Annotated in this window: 15 protein-coding genes; 10 read left to right on the forward strand and 5 right to left on the reverse strand. The window is 69.9% G+C overall.

Translation table 11 applies throughout. The features are described 5' to 3' along the window. Positions 1-130: 130 nt before the first annotated feature. Entirely contained in the window at positions 131-1,738 is a 1,608-nt protein-coding gene (locus tag ACZ4LX_RS18275) for a hypothetical protein (protein ID WP_467721223.1), read from the reverse strand. Positions 1,739-1,751: 13 nt separating this feature from the next. After that, positions 1,752-2,255: a flavin reductase family protein gene (locus tag ACZ4LX_RS18280; RefSeq protein ID WP_467645487.1), complete on the reverse strand. Its 504-nt coding sequence runs from the start codon at positions 2,253-2,255 to the stop codon at positions 1,752-1,754. 413 nt (positions 2,256-2,668) lie between these two features. On the opposite strand from ACZ4LX_RS18280, the gene ACZ4LX_RS18285 reads away from it, so the two are divergent. The 8 genes from ACZ4LX_RS18285 (at position 2,669) to ACZ4LX_RS18320 (ending at position 11,351) form a co-directional block, all read left to right on the forward strand. Next, positions 2,669-3,907 (forward strand): ATP-grasp domain-containing protein, encoded by a 1,239-nt coding sequence (locus tag ACZ4LX_RS18285; protein WP_467645483.1) that lies wholly within the window; start codon positions 2,669-2,671, stop codon positions 3,905-3,907. Positions 3,908-4,037: 130 nt separating this feature from the next. Next, complete coding sequence (locus ACZ4LX_RS18290) at positions 4,038-5,129, forward strand: DUF1611 domain-containing protein (protein WP_467645479.1); 1,092 nt, start codon at positions 4,038-4,040, stop codon at positions 5,127-5,129. Positions 5,130-5,162: 33 nt separating this feature from the next. After that, entirely contained in the window at positions 5,163-6,479 is a 1,317-nt protein-coding gene (locus ACZ4LX_RS18295; RefSeq protein WP_467645475.1) for an ATP-grasp domain-containing protein, read from the forward strand. A 185-nt stretch (positions 6,480-6,664) separates the two neighbouring features. Continuing rightward, entirely contained in the window at positions 6,665-7,420 is a 756-nt protein-coding gene (locus ACZ4LX_RS18300; RefSeq protein ID WP_467645472.1) for an iron-containing redox enzyme family protein, read from the forward strand. A 134-nt stretch (positions 7,421-7,554) separates the two neighbouring features. Next, on the forward strand, positions 7,555-8,436 hold the full coding sequence (locus ACZ4LX_RS18305) for a phytanoyl-CoA dioxygenase family protein (protein WP_467645471.1): 882 nt from the start codon (positions 7,555-7,557) through the stop codon (positions 8,434-8,436). Between the two features lie 7 nt (positions 8,437-8,443). Next, positions 8,444-9,445 (forward strand): PhzF family phenazine biosynthesis protein, encoded by a 1,002-nt coding sequence (locus tag ACZ4LX_RS18310; protein WP_467645466.1) that lies wholly within the window; start codon positions 8,444-8,446, stop codon positions 9,443-9,445. After that, on the forward strand, positions 9,427-10,554 hold the full coding sequence (locus ACZ4LX_RS18315; RefSeq protein ID WP_467645464.1) for an LLM class flavin-dependent oxidoreductase: 1,128 nt from the start codon (positions 9,427-9,429) through the stop codon (positions 10,552-10,554). Before ACZ4LX_RS18310 ends, ACZ4LX_RS18315 begins: the two co-directional genes overlap by 19 nt. Positions 10,555-11,018: 464 nt before the next feature. Further along, on the forward strand, positions 11,019-11,351 hold the full coding sequence (locus tag ACZ4LX_RS18320) for a hydroxyisourate hydrolase (RefSeq protein WP_467645461.1): 333 nt from the start codon (positions 11,019-11,021) through the stop codon (positions 11,349-11,351). Here the strand turns inward: ACZ4LX_RS18320 and ACZ4LX_RS18325 are convergent. Then, positions 11,310-14,462 carry an AfsR/SARP family transcriptional regulator gene (locus ACZ4LX_RS18325; RefSeq protein WP_467645459.1) on the reverse strand — a complete coding sequence of 1,051 codons (3,153 nt, stop codon included), beginning with the start codon at positions 14,460-14,462 and terminating at the stop codon, positions 11,310-11,312. The two genes, ACZ4LX_RS18320 and ACZ4LX_RS18325, sit on opposite strands and share 42 nt — an antisense overlap. A 387-nt stretch (positions 14,463-14,849) precedes the next feature. On the opposite strand from ACZ4LX_RS18325, the gene ACZ4LX_RS18330 reads away from it, so the two are divergent. Both ACZ4LX_RS18330 and ACZ4LX_RS18335 read left to right on the forward strand, forming a co-directional pair. Beyond that, the gene (locus ACZ4LX_RS18330) at positions 14,850-15,017 is read left to right on the forward strand and encodes a hypothetical protein (RefSeq protein ID WP_467645456.1); all 168 of its coding nucleotides are present in this window, start codon (positions 14,850-14,852) and stop codon (positions 15,015-15,017) included. Between the two features lie 87 nt (positions 15,018-15,104). Next, a complete protein-coding gene (locus tag ACZ4LX_RS18335; RefSeq protein WP_467645454.1) occupies positions 15,105-15,944 on the forward strand; it encodes an AfsR/SARP family transcriptional regulator in 840 nt (279 codons plus the stop codon). Positions 15,945-16,074: 130 nt separating this feature from the next. On the opposite strand, the gene ACZ4LX_RS18340 is transcribed toward ACZ4LX_RS18335, so the two are convergent. Both ACZ4LX_RS18340 and ACZ4LX_RS18345 read right to left on the reverse strand, forming a co-directional pair. Continuing rightward, positions 16,075-18,429 carry a TIM-barrel domain-containing protein gene (locus tag ACZ4LX_RS18340; protein WP_467645451.1) on the reverse strand — a complete coding sequence of 785 codons (2,355 nt, stop codon included), beginning with the start codon at positions 18,427-18,429 and terminating at the stop codon, positions 16,075-16,077. A gap of 153 nt (positions 18,430-18,582) precedes the next feature. Then, positions 18,583-19,395 carry a Stf0 family sulfotransferase gene (locus tag ACZ4LX_RS18345; RefSeq protein ID WP_467645448.1) on the reverse strand — a complete coding sequence of 271 codons (813 nt, stop codon included), beginning with the start codon at positions 19,393-19,395 and terminating at the stop codon, positions 18,583-18,585. Between the last annotated feature and the right edge of the window lie 11 nt (positions 19,396-19,406).

The following is a 19,406-nucleotide window of genomic DNA, read 5'->3' on the forward strand; positions in this document are numbered from 1 at the left end:
GGGGGGGGGCGGGGGGGGGGGGGCCGGGGGGCGGGCGGGGGGGGGGGGCGGGGGGGCCCCCCCCCCCCCCCGGGGGGGGGGGGGGGGCCCCCCGGCGGGCCCCCCCCCCCCCCCCACGCCGTGACAGAGGTCAGCCGATGGCCTCGGCCGGGGCCTGCACCTTCTCGACGGCCATGGTGCGTACGCCCGCGGCGGCGAACTCCTCCATGAACGTGGGGAAGGACAGCTTGACGTCCTCGTAGCCCGAGAAGTGGTTGGGGAACTGCATCCGCAGGCCGGCGACGAAGAGCGACATGAAGATGCGGTGGTCGCCCCAGCTGGACAGCGTCACCCCACCGGGGTAGGTCTGCGCGCCCCGGACCTCGAAGCCGTCGCAGATCCCTTCGTCGTACAGGACCTCGATGTCCACACCCGCGCGGGTCAGCTCGGCGGCCATGGCCTCGATGCGGGAGGCCTTGTGGAAGCGCGTGAGCCGGCCGCCGGTCAGCCGCAGGCTGCCCTGTACGTACGCCCCGAGGCCGGCCAGCGTGGGCACGATGTTGGGGCAGTCGCGGACGTCCACCTCGAAGTCGCCGACGAGGCTGCCGGGCGGGTTGTCGACGGTCAGCGACGAGGTGGCCCGGTCGAAGGTGATGGTCACCCCGAGCTTCTCCAGGATGGGGACGATCGCGAACTCGCCCTGCATGCTGTCGCCGTACACGTTGGTCAGCACGGTCCGGCCCGGGAAGAGCGCGGCCGCGGCCAGCAGGTACGAGGCAGAGGTGTAGTCCTCGTGGATCGTGACGTCCTGGGCCTGGTAGGTGGAGGGCTCCACCCAGTAGTGACGCATGTCCTCCGACGCGGTGACCTTGATTCCCGCCTCCGTCAGGCTCGCCAGCGTCTGGCGGATGTACGACTGGGAGTAGACCTCGCCCGTCACCTCGATCTCCACCGGGCCCTGGGCCAGCGGGGCCACGAACAGGATGGCGGTGATGAACTGCGAGCTGATGTCGCCCGGCAGGTGGCAGGTGCCGCCCCGCAGACCGCGCGCCCAGTTGACGACCGGTGCCTTGTTCTCGCTGACGATCGCCACGTTGCCCGCCCCCAGTCCGCGCTGGCCCCCCAGCTGGGGCCCCACCCCCCGGTTGCCCGGGGGCGCGCCCCCCGACACCACGCCGGGCGACGGCTGTACGGACGCCAGCGCGGTCGCGACCCGGAACACCAGGCCCGAGCCGCGTGACTGGATGACGCGTCCGACCGCGGGGAACGACCCGCCGATGCCCTGGATCTCCAGGTACCCGTCGTGCTCGGTGATCTGCGCACCGAAGGCACGGCAGGCGTTCTTCATGGTCTCCGTCTCGTCGCAACGGAGGTCGTTGTAGATGCGTGACGTGCCCTCGGCCAACGTGCTCGTCAGAATAGCCCGTTGTGTTTCCGGTTTCGAAGAGGGAACGCGGAACGTCCCGGAAAAGGAATCGACCGGATCAACTCTCAGCAGCATCCTCGTATCTCCTGTTTCCCATGATTCGCGGTCTGAATGCATCTGCATGCGATGTGTATCTGCCGTCCGTGCCGGCGATTCCGCGGAGTGAGAAAAGTGCGTCTCACTGCTTGGCGATTCGGTGCCGGGCCGGCGGTTCGGGGAAAGCCTCTTGATGTACGCCGCAGTTCTCCATGAGCGGGGGGAGGCTCGATAGGAATTCTCCGGTCCGGGCGGCGCGCGGGCAATAGGTCCATCTGCCCATGGCATTTCCGGCATCCCGGCCCTTTGCTCAGGCCAGGGAACGGAAGGACCGCTCGTAATGGACCATGGGTGGAGCCGCGTCCTGACCCGGACGGGCCCCGGACACCTGCCCCACCAGGATCATGTGGTCCCCGGCCTGGTGGCGGGCGTACACCTCGCAGTCCAGTTCGGCGAGCGCGCCGGCGACGGACGGAAGCCCGCCGGGCGTGAGCGACAGGCCGCCCGAGGCGAACTTGTCCGCGCCCCTGGTCGCGAACCGCGTGGCCACCGCGTCGTGTTCACTGCCCAGCACGCTCACCGCGAAGGATTCGCAGGAGGTGAAGGCCTCGAAGGATTCGGCCGAGTTCGCCAGACAGACCAGGATCAGCGGCGGGTGCAGGGACACCGAGCAGAAGGAGCTCGCGGTGAAGCCGCGCGACTCCCCGTCCGCGTCCAGGGTCGTCACCACCACGACCCCGGACGCGAACCGGGCCATCGCCGCCCGGAAGTCCTCGGCGCTCGCCCGTCGTACCGTCTGTGCCACTTCCGTCATGACCGCACCACCTGTCCTGCGAGATATCAGTCCGGTTTCGAAGCTCCGCCGCAGGGCCGTGTACCCGCTGCGCGTGGCACCGGCGGCATTCGCGGCCCTCTGCCGGCGGAGGGGGCGCGATAGGGATTCTGTGTCCCGGGCCCTGGGCACGCAATAGGCCCATCTGCCCAGGGGAGTTGTCCGGTACGGGACGGCCCTTGAGGAGAAGGGGGCTGGGACGTAGGTCCTATTCTGGCCGGGCCGGTCCCGTGCGAGGCTGAGACAGCGCGAACGACACCTCGACGGCTGCGCCCGGAATTCCGGTCCCGGCCTGTTCCCCGGCCTCTCCGGGGGTCCGGCGCAGCTGTCGGCCGGCCGTCCCGGGCCGGGCGTTTTCCTGCTTTCGTGAACCGCGAACCGTGAGGACGATATCCATGTCCGGCGCCATCCTGTTCCTGAACCGCTGGCCCCTGTACGAGGACGAGCGGCGCTGGGAGAACCGTCTGGCCGCTCCCGAGGTCGTCTTCTCGGCGGAGGACCGGGTCACCTATGTCTGTGACGAGGGCGGCCGCAGCGCGGTGCCCGCCGGTGCCGAACGCGTCCATGTCGTCGCTGACTTCGACGATGTGGAGGGCGTCCTCAAGCAGCTCGACGACGTCGTGGCCGAACAGGGCCCGTTCGACCATGTCATCGCCTTCTCCGAGATGCTCCTCGACCTCGCGGCGACCCTGCGCGAGCGGTACGGCATCCCGGGGGCCGGCAGCGAACAGATCTCCCGGGTCCGCGACAAGTCCGTCATGAAGGAGGTGCTGTCGCGGGCCGGTCTGCGGGTGCCGCGATGGGCGTCCTGCGGTACCGAGGAACAGATCGTCGAGGCCGCCGAGGAGTTCGGCTACCCCGTGATCGTCAAGCCGGTGCGGGGCGCGTCCAGCCAGGGTGTGCGCGAGATCGCCTCGACGGAGGCACTGCGGGCGCTGTGCGCCGAGCGGAGTCTGCGCGACTTCGAGATCGAGGAGTTCGTGCGGGGCGAGATCCTGCACGTCGACGGTGTTCTGGACGACGAGGGCGAGCCGCTGTTCGTGTGCACCTCGCGCTACGTCTCCAGCTGCCTGGACTTCGAGGTCCTGGGCGAACCCCTCGGCTCCGTCTTCCAGACCGATCCCGCGGTGCGCGCGCGCTGCGAGGACTTCGCCGTGCGCTGTCTCAAGGCGCTGGGCCTGCGCAGTTCTGCCTTCCACCTCGAACTCTTCGACACCGGCCAGGAGTTGGTGTTCCTGGAGGTCGGCGCCCGGGTGCCGGGAGCCGATGTGTCCTATGTCATCCACGACGTGCACGGTGTGAATCTCTTCCGGCTGTGGGTGGACGTGCTGCTCGGCCGTGCGGTACGGCCGCGGGCCGCCGGTCCGGAGGAGAGCGGCGGCTGGCTGATCGTCCCGGGTCCCAGGCCGCTGCCCCAGAAGATCACCCAGGCCGGCTCGCTGCTGGGTGAAGTCCCCTATGTGTACCGGGAACTGGTGCCCAGTCCAGGTGAGGTCCTGGTCTCTCGTCCCGGCTCCTACGCGACGTTGCAGGGTGGCCGCTTCTTGTTCCGGGGCGGCACCCAGGAACAGATCGAAGGGGCGGTGCGCCAGGCACGGGCGCAGTACCGCCTCACGGCCGAGCCCGTCGCGTAGAGCGAGTGGTCCATCCGCGCGTGGAACGAGCCGATCATCCGCGCGTGGAAGGAGCGGACCATCCGCGCGTGGAACGAGCGGCCCATCCCGTGCCATCGGCAACCGAACCGTCGAGTCCTTGGAGGAAGACGTGGATCAGAGCCATGCGAAGCTGGCCGAGAAGAACTTCGTGCTGTTCGCCGAGGGGTGCTTCGGACTCTTCACGAGCAAGATCGCCGCTTCGCTGATCCGTTACCGCGCGGACAGCTGCGTCGCCGTGATCGACAGCCGCAGGGCCGGCCAGACCGTTCAGGACGTCCTCGGCTACGGGGGCGACATCCCGATCGTCAGCCGCGTCGAGCAGGCCCTGCACCTGCATCCGGAAGTCATGATCATCGGTAAGGGGCTGCACTCCGTCGAGCTTCCGTCCGGCTGGAAGCCGCACATCCTCGGTGCCATCCAGCACGGCCTCCACCTGATCAACTCCATCCACTACCGGCTCGCCGACGACCCGGACATCGCCCGCGCCGTACGGGAGAAGGGCATCACGGTCTGGGAGACCAAGGACGCCCCGACCGTGCCGCTCAACAAGGGCCGTGTCCTGGAGCTGGACACCTGGGTCATCCACACCTGCGGCAGCGACGCCAACATCGGCAAGAAGACCGCCGCCCTCCAGGTCTGGAACGAGGCCAACCGCCGGGGCATCCCCACCGGCTTCGCCGCCACGGGCCAGAGCGGCATGCTGATCTCCGGGCACGGCATCGCGATCGACGGGGTGGCCGGTGACTTCATGGCCGGCGCCGCCGAGCAGATCGTCCTGGATGCCGCCGTCGGCAACGAGTGGGTCGTCGTCGAGGGCCAGGGATCCCTCAACCACATCGGGTTCAGCGGCGTCTCCCTCGCGATCCTGCACGGCTCCCTGCCCCATGCCCTGGTCTTCTGCCACCGCCTGGGCGCCCAGCGCACCAAGGTCTGGGAGACGCCCATCGCCCCGATCCCCGACCTCATACGCATGAACGAGGAGCTCACCGGCTTCCTGAGGCCCGCCAAGGTCGCCGCCGTCAGCGTGAACAGCGCCGGCTTCACCGAGGAGGACTACCGCCGCGAGGCCGAGAAGCTGGAGGACGAGACCGGACTGCCCGTCGTCGACCCGATCCGCGAGGGCGGCTCCGCCCGGCTCGTGGACGTACTGAGCGCGTACCAGCGCGAGAGCGCCGGCAGCGGCCAGAGCCCGCGGCGCTGAAGTCCGACCGAGAGACTGTGAGGAGATGCACCGATGAAGAGAGCGATCCTGCTCCTCATGCACCAAGGCAAGTCCTACACGGAGGAGATCGCCAGGGCCACCGCCGGGCTCGGCCTCGACCTGGTCGCCCTCAGCTCCCGGCCGAGGACGCCCTCGGTGCTGGAGGAGAGCGCCCGCCATCTGTCGGACTACGTGGTCACCGAGGAGACCGAACTGGGCTCCGGCGATGTCGACAAGGCCCTGCGTGAACTCGCCGGCCGCGGCTACCGGGTCGAGGCCGCCCTCGCCTCCTTCGAGGGCTACCGCCTCCTGATGGCCGACCTCAACCAGCGGCTCGGCGCACGCGACTGCACGGAGTCCGCGCTGCGTCTGTGCCTCGACAAGTACGCCCTGCGGAGTCACCTCTTCGACGCGGGACTGAGCGAGGTCTCCGTCCACCGGCTCGCTCCCGGGGCGATCCCCGAACTCGACCCGGACAAGCGGTGGTTCGTCAAGCCGGTGCGCGGTGCCTCGTCGTTCGCGACGTTCGTGCTCGACAAGATCGACGACCTGGCCGACCTGCCCGCGATCCAGCAGCAGATGCGCGCCGACGCGTCCATGAAGGCGATCTTCATGGACCGTTACGACTTCCTGGCCGAGGAGTACGTCGACGGGCCGGAGTTCAGCTTCGAGACCTTCGTCCTCGACGGCAGGATCCACCACCTGTGCGTCCACGAGAAGGCGCGTGTGGAGCGCCTGGAGCGGACCACCCTGGAGGGGATGTCGGTCTGCCCGCCCGTCAGCCTGGGGCGTGAACTCGTACGGGAGGGAGCCGAGCACGTCACCCGGTGCCTCACCGCGCTGGCGGAGCTCGGACTGACCGCGGGCGCCTTTCACATCGAGGCCAAGTACTGGGAGTCGCGGAAGCGCTGGGAGATCATCGAGATCAACCCCCGGATGGGCGGCAGCCTCATCAACGAGAGCGTCCGGACCGTCACCGGGCTCTCCCTCCTCGACCTGTGGACCGAGTCCCTGCTGCTGCCCGAGAGCGAGCGGGACGCCTTCCACGACCGGCTCACCGGCGCCTCCCAGTTCCCGGCCCTCGGCACCGGCGCGGCCGACCGGGCGACCGTGTTCCTCAGCAAGTACGGGGAGAAGGGGCGCACGGTCGACGCGATCCGCTTCGATCCGCCCGACCGTCCGCCCCGGATCCTGCGCGTCCACGTCGCCGAGGGAACCGAACTCGCCTCGTCCGACCGGGGGATCTGTCTGATGGACGCCCTGTGGGACGTGGCGGCCGACGACCTCGCCGGCGAGACCGCCTTCCTCGACAGTCACGCCACCGAGCACTTCCACGTCCGCTACCGCTGACCGTGCCGCCGGCCGGACCACCCGCGGGACGTGGGCCGCCGCTCCGGGCCCCGTTTCCGGGCGACCGCTCGAAGCGACCGTCCGGCCGCCCGGAGCGACCGGCGACCGGCGACCGATCCACTCCGACCCCTGTGCGACCCCCAGCGAGGAACGCCCTCCGCTGGACCTCTTGTGAAGGAGAACGCATGAACCGCGTGCAGAACACCGGGATCCAGCACCCGAAGCCGTTCTACAACGAGGCGCAGAGCCGGCTGAAGAAGGCCGAGCTCGACGCGTACCTGGATAAGAAGATGGTGGAATGGAAGAACACCGTCCCCTTCGCGTCCCACCTGAGTGAGCCGGAGCTCCACCAGGCGTACTACCGCCGCACCCTCATCGAGCACGTGTGGCGGATCCGCCTGTCCCGGGTCAGCCAGTCGAAGGCCATCTACAAGATGGCCCAGGTCGCGCCCAGGGCCGCCCGTGACTACGCGCAGTACCAGGCCGACGAGATGCTCCACGACAAGCTGTACATCAGTGACGCCGCGGCCGCCGGTGTCACCGAGGAGGAGATCGTCGCCACCGAGCCCTACCTCTCCACCCGCCTGCTTGAGGGCTTCTTCTACTACGCGCTGGAGCACGAGTCGTACCTCGCCCCGGTCGTCTCCAACTACCTGGTGGAGTACACCCAGATCAAGCTCCAGCCGGCCATCGTGGAGAACCTCCAGACCCGGCTCGGCAAGGAGAGCGTCAAGGGGCAGGCCGCCCACCTGCACGTCGACTCCACCGAGGACCACTCGCAGGAGATGTGGGACATCCTCCACCAGCTGATCTTCAGCGAGGACGACTTCCGGCAGGTCCTCAAGTACATCGACGACGTCCAGGAGATCCTCGCGCTGTTCTTCCGGGAGATCTACGCGGACACCGTCTCCAAGCACCAGGACACCCCCGTCGCCGTCTGACCCGTGAGCGTGGGGCCCCTCGGCGGGGCCGGCCGGCCGCCTCCGCACCACCGCGGGGGCGGCCCGGGGGCCTCGCCGGGCGGCCCCCGCCCCGTCCGTCCGCACTCTTGCCGCCCAGCAGGGAGGAAACCCGCATGTCCGCAGTTGTCAGCGATTCGTTCGTCAAGGAGTACCAGGAGAACGGCTTCGCCGTCGCGGAGCGTCTGTTCGACGCGAACGAGGTCGCCGAACTAGGCACCGCCATCACGGAGATCCTGGCCGTCCCCGACATCGGCTCCGTCGCCGAGGTGGAGCCGGGCGACAACGGCATGGCCCGCCGGATCTGGTCGCCCACCAAGCAGCACTCCGCGTTCGAGAGCGCCGCCGCCCACCCGGCGCTGCTCGACCACGTCGAGGCGCTCATCGGCCCCGACATCCTCTTCCACTACAGCAAGCTCCACCTCAAGGCACCGCAGGTGGGCAGCGTCGTGGACTGGCACCAGGACTTCTCCTACTACCCCCACACCAACACCGACCTGGTGACGGCGCTCCTCTACCTCGACGACACCACCACCGAGAACTCCGCCCTCCAGGTCATCCCCGGATCCCACCGGCAGGGCCTTGCCGACCACTACGTCGACGGCCACTTCCGGGGCAAGGTGAGCGGCGCCAACGCTCCCGACCCGGCGCTCGCCGTGCCCCTTGAGGCGCCGGCCGGCAGCGTGGTCTTCATCCACTGCCTGCTCCTGCACTACTCGTCCGAGAACCGCTCCGACCGCTACCGCCGGGCCTTCCTGCCGGCCTACCGCGCGGCCGACGCCTTCCCGATCCACTTCGGGGCGCACGCCGGCCACAACGAGGCCGGAGTGCGGCTGCTGCGCGGCTCCGTGTCGGACACGGCTCGCGTAGAGGCCGGCGCATGGCGTCTCCCGCTCGCCGAGCGCCCCTTCGGCTCGCTCTTCCAGCTCCAGGAGGGTGCCCTCGACACCGAGGCCGCGGCGAGCACCGGGTACGCCACCACGGAGGAGGCGAAGTGAGCACCCCGTGAGCAGCCCGAGGGTGACGCTCGTCCACGCCTGCTTGCGCGGCGGGGCGGGCGGCAGCCCCACGGCCGTCGTCCTGGAGAACGACACGGACGACACGGACGGCGCGGACATCGGGAACGGCGCGAACGGCGTGAACGGCGCGGACGTTGCGAACGGCGCGGACAACGGGAACAACGCGGACAACGGCGTGGACGGCCCGGTGCCGGGCGACGACGAGCGGCGCCGGATCCCCGCAGCCTGGGGCACCTCGCACGCCGTGTTCGTACGTCGGGCCGGTGAAGTCACCGACCTGCGTTTCTTCACCGCGCAAGGGGAACTGCGCGCCTGCGGGCACGGCACGATCGCCGCCCTCGCACTCCTCGCGGCCCGGCACGACGGCGCCGCGCCGTACCGGGCGACCCTGCGGGCCGCGGGGCGCGTCTTCGACGGGCGTGCCGAGCGCGACGGCGATCTGATCACCGCCGCCTTCGACCCCGGGCCCGTCTCCTCGCGTGAACCGGTCGCGGGGGAGCGGACCCTCGTACTGGAGGCCCTCGGACTCGCGCCGGACGAAGCCGGGCCGGATGTCCGGATCGCGGGCGTCGGCAGCGCACGCATGCTGGTACCGGTTCACAGCCGGACCGTTCTCGCCGCGCTGCGCCCCGACCTGGAGCGGCTGCGGGCGGTCTGCGACCGGTTCGGACTGCTCGGCGCCTATGTCCACTCGCCGCCTTCGCCGCAGGGCGCGCTCGCGGCGCGGATGTTCGCCCCTTCGATCGGCGTCGGCGAGGACACCGCCAACGCGAACGGCACAGCCGCTCTCGCCGCACACCTGTCCGGCCGGGGCATTCAGCGGATCGCCGTCGACATGGGCGACGCCCTGGGCGGCCGCGCCACCATCACCGCCACGGCGGGACCGGGCCCGCGTCTCGAACTCGCAGGAGTCGCACGGGTCCTGACGGAGCAGGAAAGTCGGAATTCGATCGATCGGAAGGTGGGAACGTGGTCGTCAATGGCTTGACACCCCGGCCGGAGCCGGACACGGGCGAGCTGAGAGTTCACTGGAACTCGCCGCTCAGCGGGCAGCAGAAAGCATCGGGAAAGTACGGGACCGGACAGTTCGACCTCGACCAGATCGTCGAGTTCGCGCAGGAGGCGGACAGCCTGGGCGTCGACTCGCTCCTCATGGGGATCGGCGCCCACATGCCGGATCCGCTCCCCGTGCTCGGCGCGCTGGTGCGCGAGACCGAACGCGTCAAGTTCCTTCTCGCCTACCGTCCCGGACTGCTCTCGCCGACACTCTTCGCCCAGGTGGTGAACACGATCTCCTGGATGTCCGACGGGCGGATATCCCTCAACATGGTCGCCGGCACCTCCCCGGCCGAGCAGGCGGGCTACGGAGACTTCCTCGCCCACGACGAGCGCTACGCACGCTCGAACGAGTTCCTGGACATCCTCCACCGGTTCTGGCGCGGCGAGACCCCGCTGTCCTACGACGGCAGCCACCACCGCATCGAGAACGCGCACATCGGCCTGGGGTACAAGGGCGGAGGCCGTCCCGAGATCTACATCAGCGGGGCCTCCGAGGTGGCCCAGCAGACCGCCGTGGAGCACGGTGACTGCTGGCTGCGCTACGGCGACACCCCCGAGGGGATGGCCGCCGCGGCCAAGCCCGTGCTGGCGCAGGGCCGCCGGGTGGGGACCCGTATGCACGTGCTGGCGAGGGAGACCCGGGCGGAAGCGCTGGCGGACCTCGCCGCTCTCATGCGCGACCCCGACGAGGAGCACCGCAGCCGGATCGCCGACGCCGTGGCCGCCTCCGACTCCGTGGCGGTGGCGACCTCCTTCCAACTGGCCGGGGCCGCCGAATCCGACTGGCTCTCCCCCATGCTCTACTCCGGTGCCGTGGCCTATCGCGGCGGACCGGCCCTGTGCGTGGTGGGCAGCTACGAGGAGGTCGCGGCGTACCTGTACGAGTACAAGGCGGCCGGGATCAGCGAGTTCATCTTCTCCGGCTGGCCGACGCGCGACGAGATGCGGATCTTCTACACCCGGGTGCTGCCGCTGCTGCGCGAACTGGAACGCGCGGGGGCGGACCGGGTGAGTGCCGCGGCGGCTGCCCGGCCCTGACGGACCGGGCGTCCCGTCCCGGCCCCGGGGGCCCGGCCCCGGAGGACCGGGCGTCCCGTCCCGGCCCCGGGGGCCCGGCCCCGGAGGACCGGGCGTCCCGTCCCGGCCCCGCTTCGGCGCCCTGTCGGCTCCCTCGCACCGCCGGGCGCTCGGAACCGGCCGGTCCGGTCACGCGGGAGAGGTGAGGATTACCGATTCGGGTCCCGCCGGAGTTCCGGTGCAGGCCATTGTGGCGCCGGAACTCCACCCACGCCGTCATTCCCCTTTCCCCTACGGCCGGGAGGCGCTAATCGCGCCAAGTTTCGTTGCCGCCACGAGAATCTGCCTGATTCTCGTGTCCGGCGACGGAAGCCCGGCAAGAAAATGGTGCCGGGCAAAGTGAACGTCGCAGCGCCGAGTGTGCTGGTGCTCTGCCCTGCCCACGGAGGATTCCGGATCCGCACGGTACGAGCAGAGAGTTGATCATGGTGAGCCTGTCCTTGGAAGCACTGGAGAGCGTCCATGGCCGTGGTGCCGCCGGTCTGTGCGTGAGACTGGGGATGCTCGTCGCCAAGGACTGGGTTCATCTCGCCGAGTGCACGACGGACGAGTTCGGCCGGATCGACGACTGGGAGGGCCACGGCGACAGCCAGGGCCTCTACCGGCTGGTGTTCGACGTCGACCGGTATTTCAACGGACTCGGCACGATCCCCACCTGTCCGGAAGTCGTCACCACATTCCGGGTCTTCGGCGATCAGGCACGGTGCCGGGTGGTCCTACACCTCTCCCTGCACCACTACGTCGTGGCCTTCACCTAGCACGCGCGGTTCCGCCAGTGCGTCCAGCCGGGCCCGGAGCGCTCCGGTGGACCGCGGGGGCATGGCCCGCACACGGGCCCGTGCATCGGCCAGGCACTCCCGCGCCGCCTCGGGGTCCCCGACGGTCCGCAGGGCGGCGTGCAGGACGATCAGCGCCTCGGCCTGTTCGGCGGGGACATCCACCGACCCGAACAACGACAGCGCCCGGCGCAGATGGCGGACCGCGTCCCCGGCGTGACGCGTGGCGAGCGCCAGCTTCCCGAGTGCCACCAGAACCCGGCCGGTGATCAGCCGCTCGCCGTTGCCCTCCGCCCGCGCGAGGGCGCGGTGCAGGGTCTTGGCGGCCCTCTCCGGCTCCCCGGCCATCAGCAGGGCCGAACCGATGCCGTGGAGCGCGTAGACCTCACCGGTGTGGTCACCGATGAGGAGGACGATCTCCAGCACCTGCTCGAACGCCTCCAGAGCGGCCTCGCAGTCACCGCGGTCCAGATGCGTCTGGCCCAGGCGGTGCAGCACCTGGGCCTCGACCCGTCGGCCGCTGCCCTCCCGGCTCAGCCGCAGCGCCTCACTCAGGAGCGGGCCGGCCCCGGCCTCGTCACCGCTGTCCAGCCGCAACTGCGCGAGGTTGTGCAGTACATAGGCCACGGCGACGGATCCCCCGCCCTGCCGGAAGACCGCGAGCGCCGTCTCGTAGTGGTCGGCGGCCTCGTCGTGACGGCCGCGGATCCGGGCCAGATAGCCCAGTCCGCGGGTGGCGAGGGCGCCCCCGAGCCGTTCGCCGATCTCCTCGAAGACCGCGGCGGACTGCAACAGGTGGGCCTCGGCGCGGGCGAAGTCCTGCTTGGTCACGGCGAGCGAACCGAGCGAGTGGAGCGTCGCCGCCTCACCCAGGCGGTCGCCCGCCCGGCGGCTCGCCGCGAGCGCCGTCTCGCTGGTGTCGCGCCAGTCGTCGAGGCACACCTGGGTCTCCATGAACGTCACCGCGGTGACGGCGAGCCCCCAGCAGTGCGCGCTGAGCCCCATCATGGCGGCCTGCCGGACATGGGTGAGCAGCGAGGAGCGCTCTCGGGCGAACCATTGGAGGGGCTCGTCGAGGATCCGGTCCACCAGGGTGTCGGGCAGGGGGTACAGGTACACCTCACGGCCTCTGATCAGTATGTCCTGGCCGTACTCGCGGTCCCGCGCCTTCGTCAGCAGGAAGAGCAGGCAGCCGAGCACCCGGCGGACAGCGGACTCGCGGGCTTCCGTGGTCTCCTCGGTGGCCAGCCGCTCCCGGGCGAAGAGCCGGATGAGACTGTGGAGCCGGTACTGCCGGTGGTGTCCGGTGCCGGCCCCGACGGTGTCCAGCAGCTGCGCGTCCGTCAGTTCATTGACCAGATCGTGCACCGCCGGCTCGGGAAGGCCGAGGAGCGCCATGGCGGCCCAGAGGGAGAAGGGTCCGTCCTCCAGAATCGCCAGCAGCCTGAACAGGCGCCGGGTGTCCTCGCTCAGGCTGTCGTAGGTGAGGGAGAGCCCGGCCCGGATGCCGACATCGGCGTAGTCGAGCTCGTCCAGCCGGCGGGTCTCGTCCTCCAGGCGCTCCACCAGTTCGGCGACCGCCCAGTGGGGCCGGGCGGCCAGGCGGGCCCCGGCGATGCGCAGGGCCAGCGGGAGGTGCCCGCACAGGTCGGCGAGGGTCCTCGTGGCTTCCTGCTCGCCCGTGACGCGCTGCGCGCCGAGGATGCGGCCGAGGAAGTAGGCGGAGTCCTTCGGCGCGAAGGTCGGTACGTCCACCCGTACCGCTCCGGCGAGGCCGCCGGTGTGGCCCCGGCTGGTGATGATGACCGCGCAGGAGGGCTTGCCGGGCAGCAGCAGTCTGATCTGGCTCTCCTCGACGACATTGTCGAGAACGACCAGCACCCGCCGCTTCGCCAGGAGGGCGCGGTACATCTCGGCCCGCTCCTCCACGTCCTCGGGAATCGCCGTGCCCTTGACTCCGAGGGCACGCAGGAAACGTTCGAGCACCTGGGCGGGTGACACCGGAGCGGATCCTCCGCCGCGCAGCTCCGCGAAGAGCCGGCCGTCGGGGAAGTCCGAGGCGACCTCATGGCCCAGGTGAACGGCCATGGCGGTCTTGCCGACCCCCGGCTTGCCGACGAGCGTCACGATGGGCACCGCCAGGGCGGACCTGCCGCGGTACGACACCAGCAGTTCGCGGACGTCGGCGACCAGGCGCTCCCGTCCCGAGAAGTCGGCGACGGCGGCGGGCAGCATCTCCGGTACGTCGGGATCGGCCTGCGCACCGCCGGGCGCCGTCGTGGCATGGCTGTCCGGGAGGTCGAGCCGGGGGTCCGTGACCAGGATGGAGTGTTCGAGCTGCCGCAACCGGATGTCGGGTTCCACGCCCAGTTCTTCGAGCATGAGTCTGCGGGTCTCGCGGTAGACGTTGAGCGCCTCCGCCTGGCGTCCGGAGCGGTAGAGGGCCAGCATGAGCAGGCCGCGCAGTCGCTCGCGCAGCGGCCACTGCGCGACCAGCCGGAAGAGTTCACCGACGAACGCCAGGTGCCGGCCGAGTGCGAGTCCGAGCCGGATGTGTTCCTCGGTGGCGGTGATGCGCTGCTCGACGAGCGGGCCCGCGCAGGACTCGACCAGCTCGCCGGGAATGCCTTCGAGGGGGGCTCCGCGCCACAGTCCGAGCGCCTCGCGGTACGCGGTCGCCGCCTCCTCCCTGTGCCCTTCCTCGTGCAGCGTGCGCGCTGTCGCCACGAGCGCGTCGAAGCGCAGCGCGTCGAGGGTTCCCTCGTCCGCGTGGACCATGTAGCCATGGGGATGCGTGCTGATGACGTTCTCGACGCCGTGCGCACCGAACAGGCGCCGCAGTCCCGAGACGCTTATCTGGAGCTGGGCGCGTGCTGTCGCCGGCGGGGTCTCTCCGTACACGAAGCTGATCAGCCGCTCGGAGCTCACGACCTGGTTGGCGTTGAGCAGGAGGGCGGCGAGCACGATGCGCTGGCGTGCTCCGCCGAGCTTCAGCGGAGTGGAACCGACGCTCGCCTGAAGGGGGCCGAGGATACCGAAGACGACCCCGGGTCTTCCGGTCTCTCCGTCGGCTCCGGGCACGTTCTGTTCCACGTTGCTTCCCCCCAGAACGTGCGCCGCTCGACGAACTGTAGAGATTCGCCGGTGACCGAGTCAACGATGCGATGAAGCTTGTTCAGGTGCTATTCACATGCTTTCCCGGCGCACGGTGAGCTCCCCCGCCGACCAGCGGGCCGAGGCGGCACTCGGCGTTGCCGAAATGGCTCGGGATCTGACGTCAAGCTCTGCCGCTACAGGTCTCGGGGATTTTGTCAACACAGCGATTCTTGCCATGATGTGCATTTCTCTCGGTCGGTCGAGCCGCTATCGACTCCCTATTGTTTCCGCCACTTCCGTCGATCGAGACCCGATAGCAGCTCCTGCCAAGGTCTAGGCGTCCTCAAACAGCCGCCGTAAGGCCGGACTCAGGGAGTGCGAAGAATGAACAAGATCAAGAGCCGTTCGCTTCTCGTCGCCTGCGCGATTCTTCTCGCCACCGCCTCGACGGTCGCGGCCTCACCGCGAGCGACGGCCGGCGTTCCGGCGCAGCGGCCACTGGCGGCCGGCGGAGAGACGGGAGGCGACCTTCAGCACAACCCGTGGGGCTGAGCGGAATCCGGCGGTGCCGCCAGATCACAAGTACGCGTCGCCCTCGGCCGTGTGCTGGACGGACTACCCGAAGAGATGGGAAGCAGCGTGGACTTCGATCTACTCGGTGCACTGGCGGTGCGCGAGCAAGGCGTCTCGGTCACGCCGACCGCCCCCAAGCCGCGTCAGGTGCTCGCCCTGCTGGCCCTCGACGCCGACCAGGTCGTCCCGGCCGACACGGTGATCGAGGAACTCTGGGGCGCCACCCCGCCGCGCAAGGCCCGTTCCATCCTGCAGAACTACGTCCTGCAACTGCGAGAGCTGATCGGTGCGGCGCTGCGGCAGGCCCACGACGCCGTTCCGCGTTCCGCCAAGGACGTTCTGGTGACCGCGCCCGGCGGCTATCTGCTCAGGACGGGTGAAGGACGCAGCGACGTCCGGGAGTTCGAGCGGCTCGCGGACGCCGGGTACCGGGCCGTGGACGCCGGGGACTATCCGAGGGCCGTCAAGCGGCTGAACGAGGCGCTCGCCCTGTGGACCGGCAGGGCCCTTGCCGGTGTCCGCACCGGACCTCATCTGGCGCCCCAGGCCGCGCGGCTGGAGGAGAGCCGGCTCTGTGTGCTGGAGCAGCGCATCGACGTCACGCTGCGGCTCGGCCGGCATCGTGAACTGCTCGCCGAGCTGACCGCGCTCGTCAGCCGCTACCCCACCCACGAGAGCCTGTGCGGACAGTTCATGCTCGCCCTGCACCGCTCCGGGCGACGGGGCGAGGCGCTCGGCGCGTATCAGCGGCTGCGGACGACCTTGGTGCGTGAACTCGGTATCGAGCCGTCGGCCGCGCTCGTCAGGGTCCAGCGTTCCATCCTCGTCCCCGGCCCGTCACGTCCGGCCGGCGACGACGGACTCCTCGCCCCGCTCAGGTCCCGGCAGGCGCACGCAGCGACCTGAGCCGGACGGGCGGCCCGCCGGCGCTCCGCGAGGCCGGCCCCCGTGCCGGCCCGGCACCTGTCCCGGCACCGGACCTCGACCGGTGGAAATCCGCGCGGTCACCGGACCCCGGCAGCCGCGCGGACCGCGATCACGCGGGTTCGGCGGTGTGCCAGCGGTCGTCGGCACCGAGTGCGGCGGGTCGCCCGTCGATGTGGACGCTCGTGGGTTGCGTCGTGCCGGCCACGGAGGGGAAGGCGGCACTCCGCACGGAGAGGGTGCTGTCGGACAGGATGTCGGCACGCGCGCCGGTGCGAATCACCCGGACACGTGCGGATCCGGACTCGCCGTGGACGACGGTCTCGCCGTCCCCGTCGCCCCAGCAGACGATCGTGACGGCGGTGGGGGCGGTGGCGTCCAGCACGGGTTCGGGCGCTCCCTCGGCGATGAGCGCGCCCTTGCGGACGTACAGCGGGACCTGCTCCAGGGGCTTGCCGGTCCGGATGTGGCGACCACCGGCGTGCACCTCTCCGGTCCAGAAGTCGACCCACTCCCCCGCCGGGAGGTAGAGGTGCCGTTCCCCTTCGGGGTTGGTCATGGGCGCGACGAGGAGGTCCGGGCCGAAGAGGTACTCCAGTTCCGCCGTCCAGGCGCCGGGCTCGGCAGGCGCGTGCACGGCGAGCGGGCGCATGATGGGCAGGCCCGTGTGTCCGGACTCCACCGCGGCCGAGTACAGGTAGGGCATCAGCCGGTAGCGGAGCCGGACCGCGTCGACGATGGCGCGGTCCACCGGCTCTTCGAAGTCCCACGGGAAGCGGGTGCTCGTGCCGTGGAACCGCATCATCGGGGAGAACGCCCCGAACTGGGCCGAACGCGCCATGACATCAGGTGCCGGGACGCCGGTGAACCCCCCGACGTCGTGGCTCCAGTACGGGACTCCGCTGAACGCGTAGGAGAGCCCACCGCGCAAGGTGGAGGCCATCGCGGTGTAGGTCGTGTTGTTGTCACCGGCCCACTGTCCGCAGTGCCGCTGCCCACCGGTGAAGGAGGACCTGGCCCATACGACGCGGTGGCCCGCGACCTGCTCGGTGATGTCGGCCACGGCATCGTTGAACAGGAGGGAGTAGACGTTGTGGAGCGACTCACCGGTCATTCCGTTGGCCGCCACGGCGTCGGTGGGGACGCCCTCGCCGAAGTCCGTCTTGAAGACGTCCACGCCTTGGTCGAGAAGCGGCCGCAGGAGTCCCTGGAACCACGCGACGGCATCGGGGTTCGTGAAATCGGTGATGCCGCATTCGGGCCGGGCGCCGTGCCAGGCATCAGCCACGTAGACGGAACCGTCCGCGTGCTTCATGAAATAGCCCTTGGCCGAACCCTCCTCGAATACGGGGCTGTTGACGCTGACGTAGGGGTTCATCCACACGCAGACGCGGAAGCCGAGATCGTGCAGGCTCTTGAGCATGCTCTCCGGGTCGGGGAACCGCTCCTCGTCCCAGCGCATGTCGGACCAGCGGTCCGACTTCTGCCAGTAGGCATCCAGATGCAGTACGTCGCAGGGCACGCCGTGCTCGCGGATCCGGCGGGCCTGGGCCACCGTCTCGTCCTGGTTGATCTTCAGGTAGCCGGTGGAGATCCAGGCGCCCAGGGCCCACTTGGGCGGGGTGACCGGGCGCCCGGTGAGGCGGTGGTACCGGTCGAGCACCTCGGCGGGCGCGGGTCCGGCGATCAGGTAGTAGTCGAGCAGGTCGTCCGGGACGGCGATCTGTACGCAGGAGTGAGTGGAGTGGCACATGTCGAACTCGGTCGCCGTGCCGCTGTCGACGAGGACGCCGTAGCCGCGGCTGGACAGATAGAACGGGATGTTCTTGTACGAGCGCTCGGACTCGGAGCTGAAGGCGTCGTAGTTCCAGCTGACGATGCGCTGACCGCGCTTGTCCAGGCCGGTGAACTTCTCTCCCAGACCCACGAAGTGCTCGTCCGGCCGGGCGGTGAAGGTCTCGTGGTAGGCGAGGGGCCGGCCGTCGTTCCCGAGGGAGCGGCCGAAGGGCAGGACCCGTAGTTTGAAACTGATGTCGGACTCGTCAGTGTTCTGTTCCGTCAGCAGTCGGCCGGTGTCGTCGTAGAACCGTATCCGCCACGGGTCGAAGTCGATTTCCGCGCGGGCCGAACCGGACCGCACCACGGCGCCGCTCTCACGCAGCTCGACCTCGGCACCGTCGAACCGTCCCGGATTCACCAGGCGGATGGCGGCGGCGGACCGGGTCTCGGTCCGTGCGGTCGGGGCGAGGCGGACCCTGATGACGCCTTCCCCCGCCGAGCGCACCTGAAGGTGGAGGTCGCCCCCGGTCGACATCACCGCCTTCAGGTCCAGCCCGCCGGCGTCGTGGCCGATCAGCTCGGCGGCGATCACCCGGCTCGGCCCCTCCTCGCCGGGGGCGAGCAGCGGCAGGTCCAGCGGGTCGGCGACATGGGTGATCCAGGGTGCGAGTGGCTGGCGGTAGGGCATGGCAAGGGCTCCTTGAAGTCGCGGAGGAGAAGAACGGAAAAGGAGAACGGAAGAGGAGAGCGCAAGAGGAGAGCGCAAGGCGGGAGCGAAGGGGCGGGAACGAAGGTCGGGCAGGAAGGCGGGGAACGAAGGGGCGGCGAGGGTCGGCGGCGTTCAGCGCGCGGCAGCGGCGGATCGCGTTGAATCGGCCAGCCATGACGTGTAGCGCGCGATGACGGATGCGTTGAGCTGGTTCCCCTGCTTCTTCATCCGAGGGGCGGGAAATCCCGAACGCCGGGTGAGGCCGAGGAAGTCGGCGACGGACGCCAGCGTCTCGTCGCGCCGCTCGGTCAGCTCCTCGTAGCTGATGGTGAGCGGATCAATTCCCCACCGGGATATCCATGCGTCCCAGCTGCGGTACTCGTCCCGGATCCCGGTCACGATCCGGTCGATCGATTCCGGTGCGTAGTCGGGTTCCCGCGACGGGCCGGGGCGGTCGTCGGGGTCGCCGGCCCTCTCCCAGAACCGGACCGAGGCGGTTACGGGATCATTGCCGGCGACGTAGACACCGGTACGGTGTGCGATGGCTACGGAGACGGCCTGAGCCGCGATGTCCTCACGTCGCATGAGGATCACCTTGAGACCGTCCTGGCACCGCTCCGGTACGAGGTCGAGGGGGTCGGCCACCTGGCCGCTCCGGATGAGGGGTTCGGCCTGGTAGTGGAAGAGCTTCATGCCGAAGTGGCCTTCGGTGCTCGACTCCTCGAAAAGGCGTTCACGGTATGCCCTCCAGGATGTCGCGCGCGCGGTGGCCCGGTTCGACTCCGGGTGCGCCAGCCCCCAGTCGGAGAGCCTTTGGTGCAGTCGGGAGGGGCCGTACCATTCGTCAGGATTTCCCGCCTCCTTGGTGTCGGTGAGCACCTCGCAGAGGAGGTTCGAGCCCGTTCGGGCGGCTCCGATGATGAGATAGCCACGGGGTTCGGCCATGAGGGTTCCTC

It is taken from the genome of Streptomyces sp. NPDC026062, assembly GCF_055568375.1.

Coding starts and splice junctions, on each gene's coding strand:
- ACZ4LX_RS18275 (WP_467721223.1), bottom strand. CDS start 1,738: ATGCCGGAAATGCCATGGGCAGATGGACCTATTGCCCGCGCGCCGCCC.
- ACZ4LX_RS18280 (WP_467645487.1), bottom strand. CDS start 2,255: ATGACGGAAGTGGCACAGACGGTACGACGGGCGAGCGCCGAGGACTTC.
- ACZ4LX_RS18285 (WP_467645483.1), top strand. CDS start 2,669: ATGTCCGGCGCCATCCTGTTCCTGAACCGCTGGCCCCTGTACGAGGAC.
- ACZ4LX_RS18295 (WP_467645475.1), top strand. CDS start 5,163: ATGAAGAGAGCGATCCTGCTCCTCATGCACCAAGGCAAGTCCTACACG.
- ACZ4LX_RS18300 (WP_467645472.1), top strand. CDS start 6,665: ATGAACCGCGTGCAGAACACCGGGATCCAGCACCCGAAGCCGTTCTAC.
- ACZ4LX_RS18305 (WP_467645471.1), top strand. CDS start 7,555: ATGTCCGCAGTTGTCAGCGATTCGTTCGTCAAGGAGTACCAGGAGAAC.
- ACZ4LX_RS18320 (WP_467645461.1), top strand. CDS start 11,019: ATGGTGAGCCTGTCCTTGGAAGCACTGGAGAGCGTCCATGGCCGTGGT.
- ACZ4LX_RS18330 (WP_467645456.1), top strand. CDS start 14,850: ATGAACAAGATCAAGAGCCGTTCGCTTCTCGTCGCCTGCGCGATTCTT.
- ACZ4LX_RS18340 (WP_467645451.1), bottom strand. CDS start 18,429: ATGCCCTACCGCCAGCCACTCGCACCCTGGATCACCCATGTCGCCGAC.
- ACZ4LX_RS18345 (WP_467645448.1), bottom strand. CDS start 19,395: ATGGCCGAACCCCGTGGCTATCTCATCATCGGAGCCGCCCGAACGGGC.